The organism is Pseudomonas alkylphenolica (assembly GCF_004025535.1).
GTDB classification, from domain to species: Bacteria; Pseudomonadota; Gammaproteobacteria; order Pseudomonadales; family Pseudomonadaceae; genus Aquipseudomonas; species Aquipseudomonas alkylphenolica_A.
In genome coordinates, this window is the sequence record NZ_QJRG01000033.1 from 545,689 (window position 1) to 564,370 (window position 18,682).

At 59.1% G+C, this 18,682-nt stretch carries 19 protein-coding genes and 1 pseudogene; 12 read left to right on the forward strand and 8 right to left on the reverse strand.

The features are described 5' to 3' along the window. Positions 1-7 precede the first annotated feature (7 nt). From DM813_RS02535 to DM813_RS02560, 7 genes are all read left to right on the forward strand, one after another. The gene (locus DM813_RS02535; RefSeq protein WP_128321871.1) at positions 8-283 is read left to right on the forward strand and encodes a helix-turn-helix transcriptional regulator; all 276 of its coding nucleotides are present in this window, start codon (positions 8-10) and stop codon (positions 281-283) included. Then, positions 276-488 carry a helix-turn-helix transcriptional regulator gene (locus DM813_RS02540; RefSeq protein ID WP_241653117.1) on the forward strand — a complete coding sequence of 71 codons (213 nt, stop codon included), beginning with the start codon at positions 276-278 and terminating at the stop codon, positions 486-488. Before DM813_RS02535 ends, DM813_RS02540 begins: the two co-directional genes overlap by 8 nt. A 336-nt stretch (positions 489-824) precedes the next feature. Further along, the gene (locus DM813_RS02545) at positions 825-1,301 is read left to right on the forward strand and encodes a hypothetical protein (protein WP_128321872.1); all 477 of its coding nucleotides are present in this window, start codon (positions 825-827) and stop codon (positions 1,299-1,301) included. 198 nt (positions 1,302-1,499) lie between these two features. Continuing rightward, positions 1,500-2,066 (forward strand): hypothetical protein, encoded by a 567-nt coding sequence (locus DM813_RS02550; RefSeq protein WP_128321873.1) that lies wholly within the window; start codon positions 1,500-1,502, stop codon positions 2,064-2,066. Positions 2,067-2,106: 40 nt separating this feature from the next. Further along, a complete protein-coding gene (locus DM813_RS02555) occupies positions 2,107-3,324 on the forward strand; it encodes a tyrosine-type recombinase/integrase (RefSeq protein WP_128321874.1) in 1,218 nt (405 codons plus the stop codon). 492 nt (positions 3,325-3,816) lie between these two features. Continuing rightward, positions 3,817-3,981, forward strand: coding sequence for a hypothetical protein (locus tag DM813_RS28400; RefSeq protein ID WP_164897198.1), 165 nt, complete (start codon positions 3,817-3,819; stop codon positions 3,979-3,981). A gap of 114 nt (positions 3,982-4,095) precedes the next feature. Continuing rightward, positions 4,096-4,395 (forward strand): hypothetical protein, encoded by a 300-nt coding sequence (locus DM813_RS02560; RefSeq protein ID WP_128321875.1) that lies wholly within the window; start codon positions 4,096-4,098, stop codon positions 4,393-4,395. A 70-nt stretch (positions 4,396-4,465) separates the two neighbouring features. Here DM813_RS02560 and DM813_RS02565 read toward each other — a convergent pair whose 3' ends face one another. From DM813_RS02565 to glnK, 4 genes are all read right to left on the reverse strand, one after another. Further along, entirely contained in the window at positions 4,466-5,284 is an 819-nt protein-coding gene (locus tag DM813_RS02565) for a hypothetical protein (protein ID WP_164897199.1), read from the reverse strand. A 261-nt stretch (positions 5,285-5,545) separates the two neighbouring features. Further along, positions 5,546-5,869 carry a transcriptional regulator SutA gene (gene sutA / locus DM813_RS02570; protein WP_128321876.1) on the reverse strand — a complete coding sequence of 108 codons (324 nt, stop codon included), beginning with the start codon at positions 5,867-5,869 and terminating at the stop codon, positions 5,546-5,548. A gap of 474 nt (positions 5,870-6,343) precedes the next feature. Beyond that, on the reverse strand, positions 6,344-7,675 hold the full coding sequence (locus tag DM813_RS02575) for an ammonium transporter (protein WP_128321877.1): 1,332 nt from the start codon (positions 7,673-7,675) through the stop codon (positions 6,344-6,346). 40 nt (positions 7,676-7,715) lie between these two features. Continuing rightward, complete coding sequence (glnK, locus tag DM813_RS02580; protein ID WP_002555808.1) at positions 7,716-8,054, reverse strand: P-II family nitrogen regulator; 339 nt, start codon at positions 8,052-8,054, stop codon at positions 7,716-7,718. Between the two features lie 407 nt (positions 8,055-8,461). Between glnK and DM813_RS02585 the strand changes: the two genes are divergently transcribed. The 3 genes and pseudogenes from DM813_RS02585 to DM813_RS02595 all read left to right on the forward strand — a co-directional run bounded on the left by DM813_RS02585 (position 8,462) and on the right by DM813_RS02595 (position 11,500). Continuing rightward, on the forward strand, positions 8,462-8,725 hold the full coding sequence (locus DM813_RS02585) for an accessory factor UbiK family protein (RefSeq protein WP_128321878.1): 264 nt from the start codon (positions 8,462-8,464) through the stop codon (positions 8,723-8,725). 25 nt (positions 8,726-8,750) lie between these two features. Then, a pseudogene (locus DM813_RS02590) lies at positions 8,751-10,538 on the forward strand (monovalent cation:proton antiporter-2 (CPA2) family protein). Between the two features lie 50 nt (positions 10,539-10,588). Further along, entirely contained in the window at positions 10,589-11,500 is a 912-nt protein-coding gene (locus DM813_RS02595; protein ID WP_128321879.1) for a LysR substrate-binding domain-containing protein, read from the forward strand. A gap of 43 nt (positions 11,501-11,543) precedes the next feature. On the opposite strand, the gene DM813_RS02600 is transcribed toward DM813_RS02595, so the two are convergent. The 4 genes from DM813_RS02600 to DM813_RS02615 form a co-directional block, all read right to left on the reverse strand. Then, positions 11,544-13,382: an amidohydrolase gene (locus DM813_RS02600; protein ID WP_128322137.1), complete on the reverse strand. Its 1,839-nt coding sequence runs from the start codon at positions 13,380-13,382 to the stop codon at positions 11,544-11,546. Between the two features lie 218 nt (positions 13,383-13,600). After that, complete coding sequence (locus DM813_RS02605) at positions 13,601-14,167, reverse strand: antibiotic biosynthesis monooxygenase (RefSeq protein ID WP_128321880.1); 567 nt, start codon at positions 14,165-14,167, stop codon at positions 13,601-13,603. A gap of 78 nt (positions 14,168-14,245) precedes the next feature. Then, positions 14,246-14,875 carry an isochorismate family cysteine hydrolase YcaC gene (gene ycaC / locus DM813_RS02610; protein WP_128321881.1) on the reverse strand — a complete coding sequence of 210 codons (630 nt, stop codon included), beginning with the start codon at positions 14,873-14,875 and terminating at the stop codon, positions 14,246-14,248. A 706-nt stretch (positions 14,876-15,581) separates the two neighbouring features. Then, positions 15,582-15,968, reverse strand: coding sequence for a hypothetical protein (locus tag DM813_RS02615; RefSeq protein ID WP_241653118.1), 387 nt, complete (start codon positions 15,966-15,968; stop codon positions 15,582-15,584). A 196-nt stretch (positions 15,969-16,164) separates the two neighbouring features. Between DM813_RS02615 and DM813_RS02620 the strand changes: the two genes are divergently transcribed. Together DM813_RS02620 and DM813_RS02625 are read left to right on the forward strand one after the other, a co-directional pair. Beyond that, on the forward strand, positions 16,165-16,944 hold the full coding sequence (locus tag DM813_RS02620; protein ID WP_128321882.1) for a class I SAM-dependent methyltransferase: 780 nt from the start codon (positions 16,165-16,167) through the stop codon (positions 16,942-16,944). Between the two features lie 183 nt (positions 16,945-17,127). Next, positions 17,128-18,621, forward strand: a complete 1,494-nt coding sequence (locus DM813_RS02625) for a YifB family Mg chelatase-like AAA ATPase (protein WP_128321883.1) — start codon at positions 17,128-17,130, stop codon at positions 18,619-18,621. Positions 18,622-18,682 lie beyond the last annotated feature (61 nt).

An 18,682-nucleotide genomic window follows, 5' to 3' on the forward strand; every position in this document is an offset into this window, starting at 1 on the left:
AGCGAACATGGACTTCATACACACCGACAGCCCCCCTATCTTCTTACTGCGCCTGCGCGACGTTATGGATCGTGTTGGGCTGCGCTCAAGTGCAATCTATCAATCCGTGCAAAGGGGCACTTTTCCAAAGCCCATCAGGCTCGGGGACAGTGCTTCTGTGGCCTGGCTTGACCAGGAGGTTGACGCGTGGCTCAGGACGCGACTCATGTCCCGCCCCCCCAATCCCCCCCCGCGCAAGCGCCGCCTGAAGGGAGGCCATGAAGGAGGCCAGATCAATGACTGACAACCTGCGAGTCATGCGAATCGAGGAGGTCATGAAGCGAACCGGCCTGGCCCGAGCCTCGATCTACAAATACGCCCTGAACCAAACATTTCCGCAACAGGTGCAGCTTGGCCGTGGTGGCGCAGTGGGGTGGTTAGAGCAGGAGATTAACGCGTGGGTGCAAGAGCAAATCGACAGGAGCCGAGGCAAAACTGCCAACACATAAAAATGCCGGACGTATGCGCGTCCGGCTGTGCTGACCACTGGTTTGCCTCAGTGGTGGGCGCGCCCATCGTCGCATCTAGTACGGCTTTCGACAAACTGTTCTGGGGCGATACTCATGAGTATAAAAAATGAGCATCAGGGCCATTGCTTGCCGATCACTGGTGAACTGGTTCCTGACGGCAAGATTCATCGATTCCATGCTCATAATGATGAGCAAGTACGCGATACCGGCTGGTACTTACTCCATCGTACCGGCGAAGGCTTTTGCACTTCGTGGCACCCGAACAGCACTGTCATTTGGCATGGCTCCAGCCATCGCAGTGGGAAGGGCTGAGCTATGGCGCGCGCGCGCAACATCAAGCCCGGTTTCTTCAAGAACGAGATGCTGGCCGAACTCGCCGCCTTTGACCGTCTGCTTTTCATCGGCCTTTGGTGCCTTGCCGACCGAGAGGGGCGCATCGAGGACCGTCCGAAGCGAATAAAGATGGAGCTGTTTCCCTGTGATGACTACCAGGTAGAGCAGGGACTTACAGCGCTGGAAAAGGCAGGATTTATAGAGCGATTTGCCGTCGCCGGTTGGGCAGTCATTGAGGTGTTGAACTTCACCAAGCACCAGAATCCCCACGGCACTGAAAAAGACGGCGCGCTACCGGACAGGCATGGTGAATTAACTGTTCATGAACGCAAAAAGAACGGTTACGTCACGGGGAGCAAACGCAAGGTCCACGTTAATCCACTGGTAGATAAGGTTAACCCACCGATGGAGAACGCCCTGATTCACCGATTCACCGATTCACCGATTCCTGATTCCTGATTCCTGATTCCTGATTCAGCCCTCGCCCCCGCTTTGCTTCTGATCTGCCTAATGATCGAAAGATCATTGACTTTGATCTTTAGCCCGAGTGGGGCCCCGCTCGCGGGGTCGAGGGCTTTGGGAAAAGCCACAAACCGCGCCATACCAGGGGAATCTGCTACCAACGATGACTGGGGGCCGTGAACTATGGAGGTGTTTATGAACACTGGCTATGAGTGGGCTATGACGGTAGTTGGTGACCTTCTGGATGGGTTCGGCATTGATCCTTTGGCAACGGTGCTCGGCCTGCTGGCACTCGGTTACGGCCAGCCAGTACAGGTACTACTGCAAGCACAATGGTCCGATTTCGACTTACAGGCCGGTGTCTGGTGGGTCGGTAGCGAGGCGTTGCCGCTGACAGCGCCTTTCGTGGTGCTGCTGGAGCGCTATTGGCGTTGGTGTGCTGGCCGAAGTGATCGCCTATTCGTGGGGCGTAGTGGCGGATCACTAGGCAAGGCTGAGGCTAACGCCAGGGTACGCGAGCTGCTGCGCGAATTCTTCAACCTGAGTGACCTGATCACAATGACCGCGCGCGTGTGTCCGGACCTCTGCGCGGCAGAGTGGCGCGCTGAGCGCTTGCGTGAGTACGCCGAGAAAGGTGCGACTGCTGAGCAGGTAGAGGCGTTGGAACGTGAGTTTAACGGTCGACTGCGCTCTCTGGTGGAAGGTTTACACAGCGCCCTGTGTGTGGCGGCTGTGATGGTGGAGCGTGGCTTTACTCGCTGAACAATATCGATTAGCTGGCAATTCTTTGCGGAGGTGCGCGATGGGTGAGACGCGTTACATCGATTTCAGTGATGCGGCAATTCGAGCCGAGGCGAAAGATGAATACGTTCGCGACCTACGCGACCATCATTACCCGGATTTACGGTTTCGTTATCTCAAAGATCGTCGGCGCGGTGCTTGGTACACGGTGCACGACGGAAAATGGCAGAAAGCGGCGGATTGGCCGCGCTGCGGCTGCAAGGAAATGGATGCGAGGTTGTCATCCATCCAGTTGCTGCGCACTGCAAGTGATCGACCTGACGCCGTGCTGCGTGTTCTGTACACGGTGGGCGACGTGGTGTCGTGGTATCTGGAGCGGCACTTGAACGCGGCCACGATTTCCAAGTCGCGCAAGGCTAGTTGCCGATCACTTGCCAAGAACTGGCTTCTCCCACGTTTAGTGGGCATGCCAGTGGATCACTTGAACACAGTTACGCTTGATCGGCTGTTGGTTCAACCAATGCAGGCTCAAGTGGCCCCAGCGACGGTGTGCAATGCCTATCGGATGTTGAGCGCGGCGTTTCGCACAGCAAGGCGCCTGGGGCTGCTGAACGTCAATCCACTGGCTGATGTTCGGTTCACGGATTTCGGGCTGGGCCGCTTAAGGCCGAAGGGGGCGCGGTTATTTCCGCGTGATGTTGGCTGGCTGATGGATCTGCTGACACAGCGTCTTTTGAAGTCACCAGGGCCATGTATGTTGGCGCTGCTGATGCTCGGTCACGGCACACGGATCGGAGAGACGCGACAGGCACGCTGGGATCACTTCGACCTGAACGCTGGGTGGTGGGTAATTCCAGCGGAGCTGACCAAGACGCGAACACGGCTTGAGCTGCCGTTGACGCCTGCGATGATGGCTCTGATCCGTTGGTACAAAGCGCAGCAAAACAAGCCGAGCGTATACCTGTTTCCAGGTGGCCATGGTCACGCATTGACGGGGCCGGGGGCATCGTTGGCGATTGCCAGCCTGAGCACTGGTGCCTGGTCGAGCCACGACTTGCGCAAGCTGGCACGGGCCGGATGGCAGCATCTGAACGTCAACTATGTGATTGCCGAGCAACTGCTGAACCATGCGATGCCGGGGCTGACCGAAACGTATGTCCAGGGTGACCTTTCGGCACTCAAGCGGCAGGCGCTGGAGGTCTGGCACGGTGTCGGCACGAGTTGCGTGGATGGGTTGGATTTAGCGCGGCGCTTCGACTTTATAGTTAATTCGCAATAATTTTCCTGAGTCTGCAAAGGCGCGTGCTAGAGCAGCTGCGTGCCTAGAGCTGTATTCACTCGGGAAAAATTCGGTTTTTTGGTGGCTAATACGGTGTGTTTGAAAAATGGAATAGCTGTGATGTGATTTTGAGTTAAAGGCTGAGAAGTCCGGTTTAGAGGGACTGGAGCTGGATGGCCGGTTTTAGCTTGTCAGTCTGAGGCGTTCAAATGTCCTACCCACAGTGACGCGCTCTAGTGCGGGACCTTGCGGACTGTGTACGGGGCTGGCAGATATGGGATCGGTAAAAGCGGCCACTAGCAGAACATGCGGGAAAAGTTTTCGTGCTCGAATAACTTCTTGTAAATCAGTGGGCTGCAAACTGATTAGCGAGGGGAAACCGGGAGGGTGGAGCCTGTAAGTTTCTGGCGCATCGACGCGGCAAGGCACAGTCGACCGGGTGTTGGAGCCGGGTCTCATCGGCACTTTCCAGTTGGATCTGGCAGTGGCGTCATGATGGTGAATGGCGACTTCGACATGGAAGTTGATGGCGGCTTCGCCGTGATCGCCCAGGTGCTGGAGATGAATCTGCTCGGCACCGTCGAAATGGATCTGACAGCGAAGTCGAAGTGGATCTGGCAACGCCTTCGAGGGCGGCATCGCCAATGCGGTTTCTAGAGGCAATCGTGGAAGTTCAGATGATGACCCAGGTCAATCAGGTCGTCGAGGCGGCTGTCAAAATGTAGAGGCTGAGTCCATCGATAAAAAGCCGATACGCGACATGGTGCAGAAATGAAAAAAGTTATGCCGTTCCTGTTAGCGCTGGCATTGATATCCACGACAGGCTGCGCCGAAATTATCGATGCTCGTCGCGACTACTTGCAATGGCAAGACTCTCTCGGCTTGCCGAGTGCTCCAAGGAGCCAGGGGCGGGTCCAAACAGAACAAGGTAATGCGGTCTACGACGCAGATGATTGCATTGGTGCCGTGGTCAACGGTGTGTGTCACGGCACCATTAATCCTTCAATCCAGCCCGTAGCGCACTGCTACGGAACCATGATCAATGACCAGTGTACCGGCCCTATGTACTGAAGTACCACGCACAGGATGGCATCGGCGCTGTGGTAATTGGTGTTTGTCATGATGCCAGGTCCGGCCTAGCTTACTCCTCCGTTGAGCTAGGTGATTGCTGCTCAAAACCCTTGAAAAGCTCCAAGGCTTCATCGTCAGATACCCCCCTCATGAAAAGGTCATAGCTTTTCACCTCTTCAGGCGTGGGCACCGTGTAATCAGGAATAGCCCTAATTCCATCAGCGATGTCCCTACGGCTGATGTTGCCCTGTATGACCATGCCTGAGTTCATCTGGTATTCCAGAGACCCGCATTCGCTATTCATGTAGCCCACGATGCCACCGGCCATCATCGCATTGGGGCGTTTCCTGACCTCATGCTTAGCGAGTGCAACACGGATCGTTTCGAGCCTAATGAATAGAAAAGTGATACGGGCCAAATCGTCTTCAAGCTGATGTGCCAGCGATGGATCGTCAATCAGTGATTGAACCTCTTTAGCCTTCTGGAGCGCCGTATAATTCACGTATCCACGGTCACGCTTCAGGTCCTTCAGCTTCAACTCAAGCCCTGAATTTTTGACAGTCCTGACGTAGCCCTTCGCTTTCTCAATCCACGTCCTGAGCAATTCATAGGCACTGAAAATCCACATCTGGGACTGGGCAGCCAGAAAAAATGAATCGTATGCAGATGACGTTTCATTGAATTTTGAACGCAGGTAGTCGTATTCAATACCCATGATGAATTCGTCAATGAGGGCCAGGTTCATCGCCTGACTCCTGAGATTCATATCTGTGGAAAACAATGTCAGGGAACACAGCGCATCAGCCAATGCCTGCTGTGGAATCTCGTCCTTGCTCACATAGGTTGGTACATAGTCGTCGTAGCAATCATCTTCGTCATAGTCAGTCATGGGTGCATTTTCCTCTAGAGGTGACACTGTCCTAGGTGACCTGAACGCCAAACTTATGGGCAAGGAATTTAATCGCAAGGTGATGAGGCTAGAAGAGCTTGGCGGCTAGTACTCTTGCGTGCCTTACCTAGCTGCACGCAGACAATAAGTGTGGGGCTAGGTGTGGGGCTAGACGGGCCGCTAACAAGTGGGCCTTGTATTTTGGGGCCTACATAACAAAAAAGCCCGCAGCGACGGCGGGCTTTTTTGTGGGCGGGACACTCAGATAGGGCGGCTGCCGTACTTGTTGTCCGGCTTCTTGGGCGGATCGGCGACCACGTTGGCCTCCACTTCCTGCACCTTGCCACCACGGGACAGGAACTCTTCCATGGCCTTGGCCAGCGCATCGCGCTCTTTTTGCTTGGCTTCCATGCTGGGCATTTCGTCAACCGAAACCGCCGCCTTGGACTTGCCTTTGGCTACCGGTGCCGGGCTGTCGTCGCCGCTGTCGTCAGAGACGTCATCAGCTGCCGCTTCCAGGCCTTCGTCGCCTTCGTCATCATCGCCTACTTCGAGGTCGTCATTTTCCAGATCGTCGTCGCTCATGTTCTACCTCATGACTTGCGAAAAGCAGATTAGTTATAGACCAGCAGCGCCGGGAATCGACAGCCACCGGAAGAAATTCAAAGGGTCGCGGGTTTGCCGCCACCTCGGGTGCCCGCCAGGTACCTGGTGAGCACCGTGCAGACCCCGCTCTTGGCAAGGCCTGACGAAATTAAAGAGCTGCCGACAGAAGTCGTCGGCCTACCCTGGCATGATCGGCCCGCTCATTGGCAAGCCTAGCAAAGGGTAACGAAATTTGCGGACAGCTTGTCAGCTCCCTTCGGCGCGCATTCTAGCGCGCTCAGAGAAAAAGCAAAGTGCCTAACTATCACTCTGAGCTGTAAGTTTTCTGCCTACATGAGCCGCGTCGGAAAAGTAACGCCAAAAGCGCCGCGGTAAACCGTTTGCGCTGGCTGAAAGCGACAAACTGCAGGCAAAAAAATGCCCGGCAAGCCGGGCAAATTTTTTCCGAGGCCGTTACAGGTTGTAGCCGCGCTCGTTGTGTTGCGCCAGGTCGAGACCAACCGACTCTTCTTCTTCGTTAACCCGCAAGCCCATCACCAGATCCAGGACCTTGAGGATCACGTAGGTGACGATCGCGGTGTAGATCACGGTAAAGCCGACACCCTTGGCCTGAATCCAGACTTGCGCGCCGATATCTTCCACGGTGCCGAAGCCGCCGAGTGCAGGGGCTGCGAACACACCGGTGAGGATCGCGCCGACGATACCGCCGATACCATGCACGCCAAAGGCATCCAGAGAGTCGTCATAGCCGAGCTTGCGCTTGAGGCTGGTGGCGCAGAAGTAGCAGATCACACCGGCCACCAGGCCGATCACCAGGGCGCCCATCGGGCCGACCGTACCAGCCGCCGGGGTGATGGCGACAAGGCCTGCGACCACACCCGAAGCGATACCCAGTGCGCTTGGCTTGCCGTGGGTCAGCCACTCGGCAAACATCCAGCCCAGGGCGGCGGCAGCGGTGGCGATCTGGGTCACCAGCATGGCCATGCCGGCGGTGCCGTTAGCCGCTGCAGCGGAGCCTGCGTTGAAGCCGAACCAGCCGATCCACAGCATGGCCGCGCCCATCAAGGTGTAACCCAGGTTGTGCGGCGCCATCGGCGTGGTCGGGAAACCTTTGCGCTTGCCCAGCACCAGGCAGGCTACAAGCCCGGCAATACCGGCGTTGATGTGCACCACGGTGCCGCCCGCGAAGTCGAGCACGCCCCAGTCCCACATCAGGCCACCGTTGCCGCTCCACACCATGTGGGCTATCGGCGCGTAGACCAGAGTGAACCAGATAGCCATGAAGATCAGCATGGCCGAGAACTTCATGCGCTCGGCAAAGGCACCCACGATCAGCGCCGGGGTGATGATCGCGAAGGTCATCTGGAAGGTAATGAAGACCGCCTCGGGGAACAATGCCGTCGAAGAGGTGAGGCTCGCTGGGGTCACGCCGGCAAGAAACGCCTTGGACAAACCGCCAACGAAGGAATTGAAGTTGACCACGCCCTGCTCCATACCGGTGGTATCGAACGCCAGGCTGTAGCCGTACACCACCCACAGAACGCTGATCAGGCCGGTGATCGCAAAGCACTGCATCATCACCGACAGTACGTTTTTGGAACGCACCATACCGCCGTAGAACAGCGCCAGACCGGGAATGGTCATGAACAGCACCAAGGCTGTGGCGGTCAACATCCAGGCGGTGTCGCCGGAGTTGAGGACCGGGGCTGCCTCCTCTGCCAGGGCCATGCCGGGCATTACGAGGGACAAAAGGGCTCCTAGCCCTGCGAATTGACGCAGAGTCATATTGTTATCTCCTGGGGCGTTGGGGTTTGGTGAGGCTTTTTTAGATCGCGTCGGTATCGGTTTCGCCGGTACGGATGCGAATCGCCTGCTCCAGATTGACCACGAAAATCTTCCCGTCACCGATCTTGCCGGTGTTGGCTGCCTTGGTAATCGCTTCGATGACCCGGTCCAGATCCTTGTCGTCGATGGCGACGTCGATCTTCACCTTGGGCAGGAAATCGACCACATACTCTGCGCCGCGATACAGCTCGGTGTGACCCTTCTGACGACCGAAGCCTTTGACTTCAGTGACAGTAATACCCTGCACGCCGATTTCGGACAGCGACTCGCGCACGTCGTCCAGCTTGAACGGCTTGATGATGGCAGTGACTAGCTTCATGAAACTCTCTCCCGAATTGGTGGACTTGCCCCAGGAAAACAAACCCGACTCAAGTCTAAGCGCAGCGCCTGGCTTTGTAACGCACCGTCGACCTCTTCTCCCCGGCCGACACCAGAAACCGCTCCTGACGAAACAGCGTGATGCTCCGCCTGCACCCTGCCTCGTCACGGTGACTGCATCAGTGCATGGGTCGCCAAGGTCTTTGCAGAAACCTTGCCAGATCTACTAAATCTCCCAATTACAGGCACTTGCGATCACACCCGTCGCTTGGCCAGTCGCCAGTACCGCTTGCCTGCACAACAACGGTGCGTCGCGTTTCACTGCCATGCGCAAAAAGCGTGCAGCGCAAGCTAGCCAATACTGCGTGCTACACTGGCGCCCCTCTTGGATACAGCGGATAGCCGAACATGCTCGCGCCCAAAGCCTTTCTCGACGCCCTGAGCGACCAAGCCTCGCGCCTGTTCAGCGGTGACACCTCGCAACCACGCGCCGAACTCGAAAGCCAGTTCAAAGCCCTGCTGCAAAGCGGCTTCAGCAAACTGGAACTGGTGAGCCGGGAAGAATTCGACAGCCAGATGGTGGTGTTGGCCCGTACCCGCGCCCGCCTTGAGGCGCTGGAAGCCAAAGTTGCAGAAATGGAAGCACGCCTGAGCCCTCCGCCAGCCGAGTAAAACCTGCGTTCAAGGAGGACACGCAATGCCAGATGAAGGCAGCCTTCTGCAAACCGCGGTAATTTTCCTCCTGGCTGCGGTCATCACCGTACCGCTGGCCAAGCGCCTGCAACTGGGGGCAGTGATCGGCTATCTGTTAGCCGGCGTGGTGATCGGGCCACAAACCCTGGGGCTGATTCGCGACACCCAGAGCGTCGCGCACATCTCCGAACTGGGCGTGGTCCTGCTGCTGTTCATCATTGGCCTGGAACTCTCGCCCCGGCGCCTGTGGCTGATGCGCAAGTCGGTGTTCGGCGCTGGTCTGGCGCAGGTACTGCTGTGCGGCGCGGCGATCGGCGCCATTGCCTTTTTCGGCTTTGCCCAATCGCTATCGGCTGCAGTCGTGGTCGGACTGGGCCTGGCGCTGTGATCCACGGCCCTGGGCCTGCAGAGCCTGGCCGAGCGCAAGCAGCTCAATGCCCCGCATGGACGCCTGGCCTTTGCCATCCTGCTGTTCCAGGACATCGCCGCAATTCCGCTGATTGCCCTGGTACCGCTGCTCGCCGCCAACGGCCCGGACACCGGCCAGGGCGACAGCCTCCAGCACGCCCTGAAAGTGTTTGCCAGTATCGCCATCGTTATCGTTGGCGGTCGCTACCTGTTGCGCCCGGTGTTCCGCACCGTGACCCGCACTGGCCTGCCGGAAGTCTCTACCGCCACCGCGCTGCTGGTGGTGATCGGCACCGCCTGGCTGATGGAACAGGCAGGCGTCTCAATGGCGCTTGGCGCGTTCCTGGCCGGCATGCTCCTGGCAGACTCGGAATACCGCCACGAACTGGAGTCGCAGATCGAGCCGTTCAAGGGCCTGTTACTGGGGCTGTTTTTTATCAGCGTCGGCATGGGTGCCAACCTGAGCATCCTGTTCGAGACACCCGGCCTGCTGCTTGGCCTGACCCTGATGCTGCTGGCGGTAAAGCTGCCGCTGCTGGTTGTTGTCGGGCGTACCATCGGCGGCCTGGGCGCTGCCAGTGCCATACGCCTGGGCGTGGTGTTGGCGGCCGGCGGCGAGTTCGCCTTCGTGGTGTTCAAGCTGGGCAAGGACCAAGGCCTGTTCGACGCTCATACCTATGACCTGCTGCTGATGACCATCACCCTGTCGATGGCCCTCACACCGTTGTTGATGCTGGCCTGCACACGCCTGCTCAAGCGACCGCCAGTGCCTCGCGAAGTGCCTGAGCAGTACAAGACCATCCAGACCGATGCGCCGCGGGTGGTGATCGTCGGCATGGGCCGCATGGGCCAGATCGTTTCACGCATCTTGCGTGCGCAAAAGATCCCGTTCATTGCCCTCGACACTTCGGTGGATGCCATCGAGATGACCCGCACTTTCGAGCAAGCCCCGGTGTTTTACGGCGACCCGCTGCGCGCCGAGGTACTGCATGCCGCCAAGGTCGGCGAGGCCGAGTACGTGGTGATCACCACCGATGACCCGGAGATCACCACCCGCACCGCAGAACACATCAAGCGCCTGTACCCGCAGATGAAAGTGCTCGCCCGCGCACGTAACCGCCAGCATGTACACAAGCTCACCGATGTCGGCGCCGAACCGATCCGCGAAACCTTCTACTCCAGCCTGGAAATGACCCGTCGTGCCCTGGTTGGCCTGGGCCTCACCCGTGAACAGGCGGCAGACCGCATCCAGCGTTTTAGCGAACATGACGAGCAGCTTCTGGAAACCCAGGGCCGCGTACGCGATGACCGCGCCAAGGTCATGCAGAACGCCAAGGAAGCCCGGGTGGAGCTGGCACGGTTATTTGAGTCCGATTCAAACTGATCGCGCGCAGCAGATGAAGAGCCTCCTGGCGTCTTAATGGAGAACGACCGTTGGAAGACCTCAACTCCCTCTACTTCTTCACCCAGGTGGTGGAGCACGGCGGTTTTGCCCCGGCGGGCCGGGCGCTGGACATGCCCAAGTCAAAACTCAGCCGGCGCATCGCTGATCTCGAAGACCGGCTTGGCGTGCGCCTGCTGCACCGCACCAGCCGCCACTGTTCGTTGACCGAGATCGGCCAGGAGTACTACCGCAGTTGCCTGGCGATGCGGGTAGAAGCCGAAGGCGCCTCCGAAGTGATCGAGCGCAATCGCAGTGAGCCCAGAGGCCTGGTTCGCATCAGTTGCCCGACCACCCTGCTCAACTCCTGGGTCGGCCCGATGCTGACCCGCTACATGCACAAATACCCACTGGTCGAGCTGTTCATCGAAAGCACCAACCGCCGCGTCGACCTGCTGCACGAAGGTTTCGACGTCGCACTGCGGGTACGCTTTCCGCCACTGGAAAACACCGACATGGTGATGAAAGTGCTGTGCAACAGTACCCAGTGCCTGGTCGGCCAACCGGCATTTCTTGAACAATTGCCCGAAGGCTTTGATCCCTTGTTGCTTGGCGAACTGCCCAGTTTGCACTGGGGCGGCAACCAGCGTGAATACCAGTGGACGCTGTTTCAGGGCGAAGACATGAGCCGCAGCCTGGTGATCCCCCACAGGCCACGGATCGTCACCGACGACCTGTTTGCCCTGCGTCATTTCGTGGTGGCCGGAGTTGGCATCGCTCACCTGCCACGGGTGGCCGTACGTGAGGAACTGGCCGCAGGCAAGCTGGTGGAACTGCTGCCGGGATGGCACCCGCGCTGCGGCATCGTTCATGCGATCTTCCCGTCGCGGCGTGGCTTGCTGCCGTCGGTGCGCTCATTGATCGATCACCTGGCAGAAGAATTTGCCGTCAGCGACATGGCTTGAGATCAGCGGCTGTAATTGGGGCGCATAGCGCCCCTTTTCTGCATCAGAAAGCGAAGCAGGAACAACCCAGCGCCCCCCAGAACCCCTGGTAGTCATTGACCGGCACACTGGAATGTCGCGCCTTCTCATGGCTGTGCGCATGCACGCCACACGGCCCTACACACTGGTGCAAGGCGGCCGCCAACGGCGCCCCTGCACGCCAGTGCCCGGGCACCTTGGTAACGGGCGACCACTCTGGCAACACCGGCAGTACTGACGGGCCGTACTTGTCGAACTCTTCGGCGCCATACACCACCTTGCCATCGACCACCGTCAGCACCGACTCGATCGACTTGATCGAGTCTTCATCGACACTGAAGTAGTCCAGCGACAACGCCGCCAGGTCGGCAAACTGGCCCACCTTGATCTGGCCCTTCTTGCCCTGCTCGCTGGAAAACCAGGCACTGCCCTGGGTAAACAGTTGCAATGCGGTGTCACGGCTCAGACCCTCCTCGTGCAGCGCCAGACCGCCAACGGTTCTGCCGCTGACCATCCAGTACAGCGCCGTCCAAGGGTTGTAGCTGGACACCCGCGTTGCATCGGTGCCAGCGCCCACCGGGACGCCTTCGGCGAGCATGCGCTGGATCGGCGGGGTCTTCTCTGCGGCCTTGGCACCGTAACGGTCGACGAAGTACTCGCCCTGAAAGGCCATACGGTCCTGAATGGCAATGCCGCCACCGAGGGCACGCACGCGCTCGATGTTTTTCGGGGTGATGGTCTCGGCGTGGTCGAAGAACCACGGCAGGCCGTTGAACGGTATATCGTGGTTAACCTTCTCGAACACGTCGAGCATGCGCGAGATGGACTCGTCATAGGTCGCATGCAGACGGAACGGCCAACGCTGCTCGACCAGATGGCGGACCACCGGCTCCAGCTCCGCCTCCATGGTTTGCGGCAGGTCCGGGCGCGGCTCGAGAAAGTCCTCGAAGTCGGCGGCAGAGAACACCAGCATCTCGCCCGCACCGTTGTGCCGGAAGAAATTGCTGCCATCGCCTGGCTTGACCTTCTGGGTCCAGTTCTTGAAATCGGCGAGCTCTTCCTTGGGCTTCTGGGTGAACAGGTTGTAGGCGATGCGCACCGTCAGCTGGCCGTTATCGGCAAGCTCCTGAATCACCTGGTAGTCGTCCGGGTAGTTCTGGTAGCCACCGCCGGCATCGATGGCGCTGGTCAGTCCGAGGCGGTTGAGCTCGCGCATGAACTGGCGGGTCGAGTTGACCTGGTACTCCAGCGGCAGCTTCGGCCCCTTGGCCAGGGTGGCATAGAGGATCGTGGCGTTGGGCCGGGCGATGAGCATGCCGGTCGGCTCGCCACGGCTGTTGCGCTGGATTTCGCCACCGGGCGGGTTGGGCGTGTCCTTGGTGTAGCCCACCGCCTTGAGCGCCGCACGGTTGAGCAAGGCGCGGTCGTACAGGTGCAGCAGGAACACTGGAGTATCGGGCGCTGCCTGGTTGATTTCCTCCAGGGTCGGCATGCGCTTTTCGGCGAACTGGAATTCATTCCAGCCACCCACCACCCGTACCCATTGCGGGCTCGGCGTGCGATCGGCCTGGTCCTTGAGCATGCGCAAGGCATCGGCCAGCGATGGCACGCCTTCCCAGCGCAGCTCCAGGTTGTAGTTGAGACCACCGCGGATCAGGTGCAGGTGCGAGTCGTTCAGGCCCGGGATGACCGTGCGCTGCTTGAGGTCGATCATCTGCGTGGCATCGCCACGATGCGTCATGGCCTCGGCATCGGTGCCCACGGCGAGAAACCGGCCATCCTTGATGGCCACTGCGCTGGCTGTTGGCTTGTCACGGTCGACCGTGTGCAGCTTGCCGTTGAACAGGATGAGATCGGCGGTCATGGGAGCTCCTTGCGTGGATGCGTGGGCGGAACCGGCCGAGCCGGCAAACGGCAATGCGGACCAAAGCGCGCCAGCGGCGCCGAGCACGGTACTGGTGGCGAGGAACTGGCGACGACTCTTGTCGTTGGGGTCCTGGGTCATGGTGGTCTCCATGTGAAAACGGCATCGACCGGTTGAGGTTAGCAACGCTGTGTTGCACTTGCCGCTGCGTCGATGCTTCAGCGACGCAACCAGCCGGCGCAGCGACGGCTCACCCAGGGCATGATGTAGAACACCACCGGCACAATGATGAACAGGTTGATGATCAGGTTGCTGGTCAACCCGTGCCCCAGCAGCGGGAAGCGCGCAAACAGCGGTGCCAGCAGCTGGGGCACAATCAAGGTCATCGGGCAGATCACCAGGTAGGTGAGCACCGCCTGCTTCCAGCGTGGCGGGGGTGGCGTGGTACTGCTGGGCGGGGTGAACCAGAATTCCGGGTCATTGTGAACCTGGGTCTGGTCGCCCTCTTCGAGCAACGGCAGCACCTCCTCGACCAGCGCCTGACGCTCGGCAGAATTGACCCAGGCGTGCAGCAGGTCAGCCTCGGCAAAGCGCACCACCGTGGTGAAATGGCGACCGCCGTCATCCGGGCGAATCACGTTCACGTCCAGATGGCCCGGTTGCTGGCGGGCGGTGGCCACTGCACGCCGCAGCCATGCCTCGTAGCGCGGCAAGGCATCGGCACGCGCCTTGTGCTGGATCACCAGGGTTACCACGTTGCGGTTGTCTGGGGTTGCAATGTTCATCGGCATTGCCTCGGCATGAGCGGCTGGCCGGTGCCCACTGAGTGCCAGTGGGCAGGCCCTGGTCTGTAGCGTTCGGGCTTACTTGCCAGCCGTCAGCGCGTTGTAGCTGGTCATCAGGTTGCGGTAGTCCGGAATGTGGTTCGAGCACAGGGCGGCCAGGCCTTCGATGTCGTTGCGCCAGTCGCGGTGCAGCTCACAGGCCACGCCGAACCAGTTCATCAATTGCGCGCCGGCTGCGCTCATGCGGTTCCAGGCCGCATCACGGGTCATCGCATTGAAGGTGCCGGAGGCATCGGTGACCACAAACACCTCGAACTCTTCTTCAAGGGCCGACAGCGCCGGGAACGCCACACACACCTCAGTCACGACACCGGCAATGATCAGTTGCTTCTTGCCCGTCGCCTTCACCGCCTTGACGAAGTCTTCGTTGTCCCAGGCATTGATCTGACCGGGGCGGGCAATGTAGGGGGCATCCGGGAACAGCGCTTTGAGCTCTGGCATCAGCGGGCCGTTGGGGCCTTGCTCGAAACTGGTGGTAAGAATGGTAGGCAAGTTGAAGAACTTGGCCAGGTCGGCCACGGCCAGCACATTGTTCTTGAACTTGTCCGGCTCGATGTCACGAACCAGCGACAGCAGGCCAGCCTGGTGGTCGACCAGCAGCACAGCGGCGTCATCTTTGTTCAGGCGGTTGTATTTGAACGAGGTCATGGTCGTGCTCCTAAAGGTGGGTGATTCAGTGTGTGTTAGGTGTTTCGCGTTGATGGACACACATTAAATTCATCACCTTTGGAGCGGTAGACGGTGAAATTTGGCTCTAGCGTTCTATTTTATGAACGATTGCTGAATGCAGACTGGGTTAGGTCGGTGGACGCGCCAACCACCGCTCGCCACGAATCGAATAGGTGGCAGCTGTGCGCGGGTTCGCAGACCGGGCATAGGAACCGGCGCACCCAAAGGTGCCCCACGCACAGCCACCATTGCTCGACGATATAGCGAGGAAGTTAGCATCTGGAATTAAGGAGGCAGCTGTCCGTGGGTTAGCAGACCAGGCATAGGAACCGGCGCACTCTAAAGTGCCCCACGCACAGACACCATTGGCCAGCAACACAGATCGAGTCTGATAAGAGTTGTGCAGGGTAAGTGCGTACGGCGGCAAGTTCAATGGCGCAGTGGCATCGATGGTATTTATTCAGAAACTTCTGACACAAACTAGCACAAAGCACACAAACCGCCCTTGAAGAACAGAGCTATTTCCACCTAAAAATTCGAGACCATCTATATAGAAAGCACAACAAAAATTAAACTCGCAAAACACCAACGCGGTACCGACGAAATCGAGACAACCTGCTTGCCCCTGACAAGTCATCTCGGCTTTCGTCATCTCCCTACCACGCAGCCACCCGTTGGCTGGCAGCTATCCTCTGGAGCACGCTTGCGCGGCGTCCAGCAGCCGGCCTTTGTCGTACCAGGCGTCGCGCTGGTAGGCAGTGTACAGGCTATGGCCGTTTGCGCTGGATACCTCGACCAGGCCGTCGGTAGTGCCAGGGTTGGTCGAGCCGATGAACAGGTCGGTTTTACCGCCGTTTTCCACCGTGTACGTTGAGGTGTAGCTCTGCACTTCGTCCTTGACGCAATCAATGTAGGCTTTATCACTCTTTGAAGTAATACCGTCAACGTTATCGCCGCTGGTTCTTATATCAGGATTGTGCGCACAACCCGCCAGCAGCAACAAGGTGCACATGAAATAAAATTTACTACGCTTTATAGACATCGGATGTTTGCCAAGTATCGTGCTTTTCATGGTAATAACTCCAAGCTCGAACTGTGGGGCGCATGAAAGTATAGCCAAAAGCTAACTAAGGCGATCGAATTTAATCTGCATAGACCCACCCGCTGCCAAGCCGGCAATTGGGGAATATCTAAGGAAATCACTCCTGCTGCCGATAACCTGAAAACTGAGCGCTACGGCCTCTCCCCTTTCGGACAGCAGGTATCCCATGAAAGTCTGCATCACCCATCGAGAGATCTTCTATCACCTGATCCACGCCGTATTCCAGGCGTGTGACAAGCAACCTGTCATCGCTGAACTCGGTGTGCTGCGCGGTGAGAACGCGCTCAAGCTGTACGACGCCCTGGCGCCACAACAGATGGTGTTGATCGATAGCTGGAGCCCGGTCGCGAACGAGCAGTACAGCCCGTTCGACTCGCTGCCGCCGTGGGTCGAGCCTGTGGACTCGTACGCTTACTACTACGGTGGCTCGATGCACGATCCGGCCACCTGGGACCGCCTCTATCAGGAATGCCTGAGCAAGTTCCTCGACAAAGACAATGTCACCACGATCCGTGCCGATACCATCAGCGCCATTGAACAGATCAAACCGAAGACAGGTATCGACAAGTTCGACCTGGTGTACATCGATGCCAATCACCAGTACGAGTACATCCTGCGCGACTTGATGTATTACCAGGACCTGGTGGCCGACGATGGCTTCATGCTCCTCAACGACTGCTGCCACAGCCTGATGGGCACCAAGCAGAACCTTGGCGTTCTCGAAGCCCTGAGCAGCTTCCTCAAGCGCTCCGACTTCATTCCGCTGGCCATGACCAACACCGACTGGTCCGACGTGATCCTGGTGCGCAAGAACTCGCCGATGGTGCAACTGGTGGACATGGCGCTGAGCAATTCCGATATTCCGTTCGTGGAAATTCCGTACCAGCTGATTTCTGCCGCCAAGGTGCGGTCCGGTCAGCAACGCATGAACCTCAGTTTTGCCTGAGCCGTTCCTGTCCTGACGCCTGGCCCCGGGTGCTGTTCAGCGCCTGCGGCCAGGCCGGTTTGCTCCTGTACCCTTGAGTCACGCCGGTAAAACCCGGACGTACTCTTCTCCCGCCTCCCCCCGTTCGCCCCACTATCCTTGCAAAGCCGCAGGACGCGGCCCCGTCTAGATCATGGAGCGTTCATGTCACTCGCCCTTGTCCACAGCCGCGCTCAGGTGGGTGTGTCCGCACCTGCAGTCAGCGTTGAAGCCCATCTGGCCAACGGCCTGCCTGCATTGACACTGGTAGGCCTGCCTGAAGCCACGGTCAAGGAAAGCAAGGACCGGGTGCGTAGCGCGATCCTCAATTCAGGCCTGGAATTTCCCGCGCGGCGCATTACCCTCAACCTCGCCCCGGCCGACTTGCCCAAAGACGGCGGACGCTTTGACCTGGCGATTGCCTTGGGCATTCTGGCGGCCAATGCACAGTTCCCCCTTCAGTGGCTGGACGACGTTGAATGCCTGGGGGAATTGGCGCTGTCCGGGGCGATCCGGCCGGTGCAAGGTGTACTGCCGGCCGCCCTGGCAGCACGGGACGCTGGCCGGGCGCTGGTGGTGCCACGGGAAAACGCTGAAGAAGCGTGCCTGGCCACCGGGTTGGTGGTGTTCGCCGTCGGCCACCTGCTGGAGTTGATCGGCCACTTCAACGGCCAGGCGCCGATCACGCCCTATGCCGCCAATGGCCTGTTGCTGCAAATCCGGCCTTACCCCGATCTGAATGAGGTGCAAGGTCAGGTAGCGGCCAAACGCGCCCTGCTGGTGGCAGCGGCGGGGGCTCACAACCTGCTGTTCAGTGGACCGCCCGGTACCGGCAAGACCCTGCTCGCCAGCCGCCTTCCCGGCCTGTTGCCACCGCTGGATGAACGCGAAGCACTTGAGGTGGCGGCGATTCAGTCGGTGGCCAGCCACGTGCCGCTGAGCAGTTGGCCGCAACGACCGTTCAGGCACCCGCACCACTCGGCGTCAGGGGCGGCCCTGGTGGGGGGTGGCAGCCGCCCGCAACCCGGCGAGATCACCCTCGCCCATCACGGCGTGCTGTTTCTTGATGAATTGCCGGAATTTGAGCGAAGGGTGCTGGAAGTACTGCGCGAGCCGCTGGAGTCCGGGGAAATTGTCATCGCTCGGGCCAAGGACAAAATCCGCTTCCCGGCGCGCTTTCAACTGGTCGCGGCCATGAATCCCTGCCCCTGTGGATATCTTGGCGACCCCACAGGCCGCTGTCGCTGTGGGAGCGATCAGATCCAGCGTTACCGCAACAAGCTCTCCGGGCCGCTGCTCGACCGAATCGACTTGCATTTGACCGTTGCCCGCGAAGCCACGGCCTTGGCGCCTGTGGGTAACAATGGCCAAAGCAGCGCCACGGTCGCCGCGCAGGTAGCCGACGCACGGGCTGTTCAACAACAACGCCAAGGCTGCGCCAACGCCTTTCTCGACCTGCCAGGCCTGCGCCAGCATTGCGAGTTATCCACAGCCGACCAGCATTGGCTGGAAAGTGCCTGCGAACGCCTCACCCTGTCGTTGCGTGCGGCACACCGACTGCTAAAGGTTGCCCGCACGCTGGCAGACCTCGAACAGGCTTCGCACATTCGCCGCGAGCACCTGGCGGAGGCACTGCAGTATCGACCGACAACCCACTGAGACCTGCCAGACAATTATTTCAACGCTGTAATTATTTCAACATTGAAATAATTAAACGCCT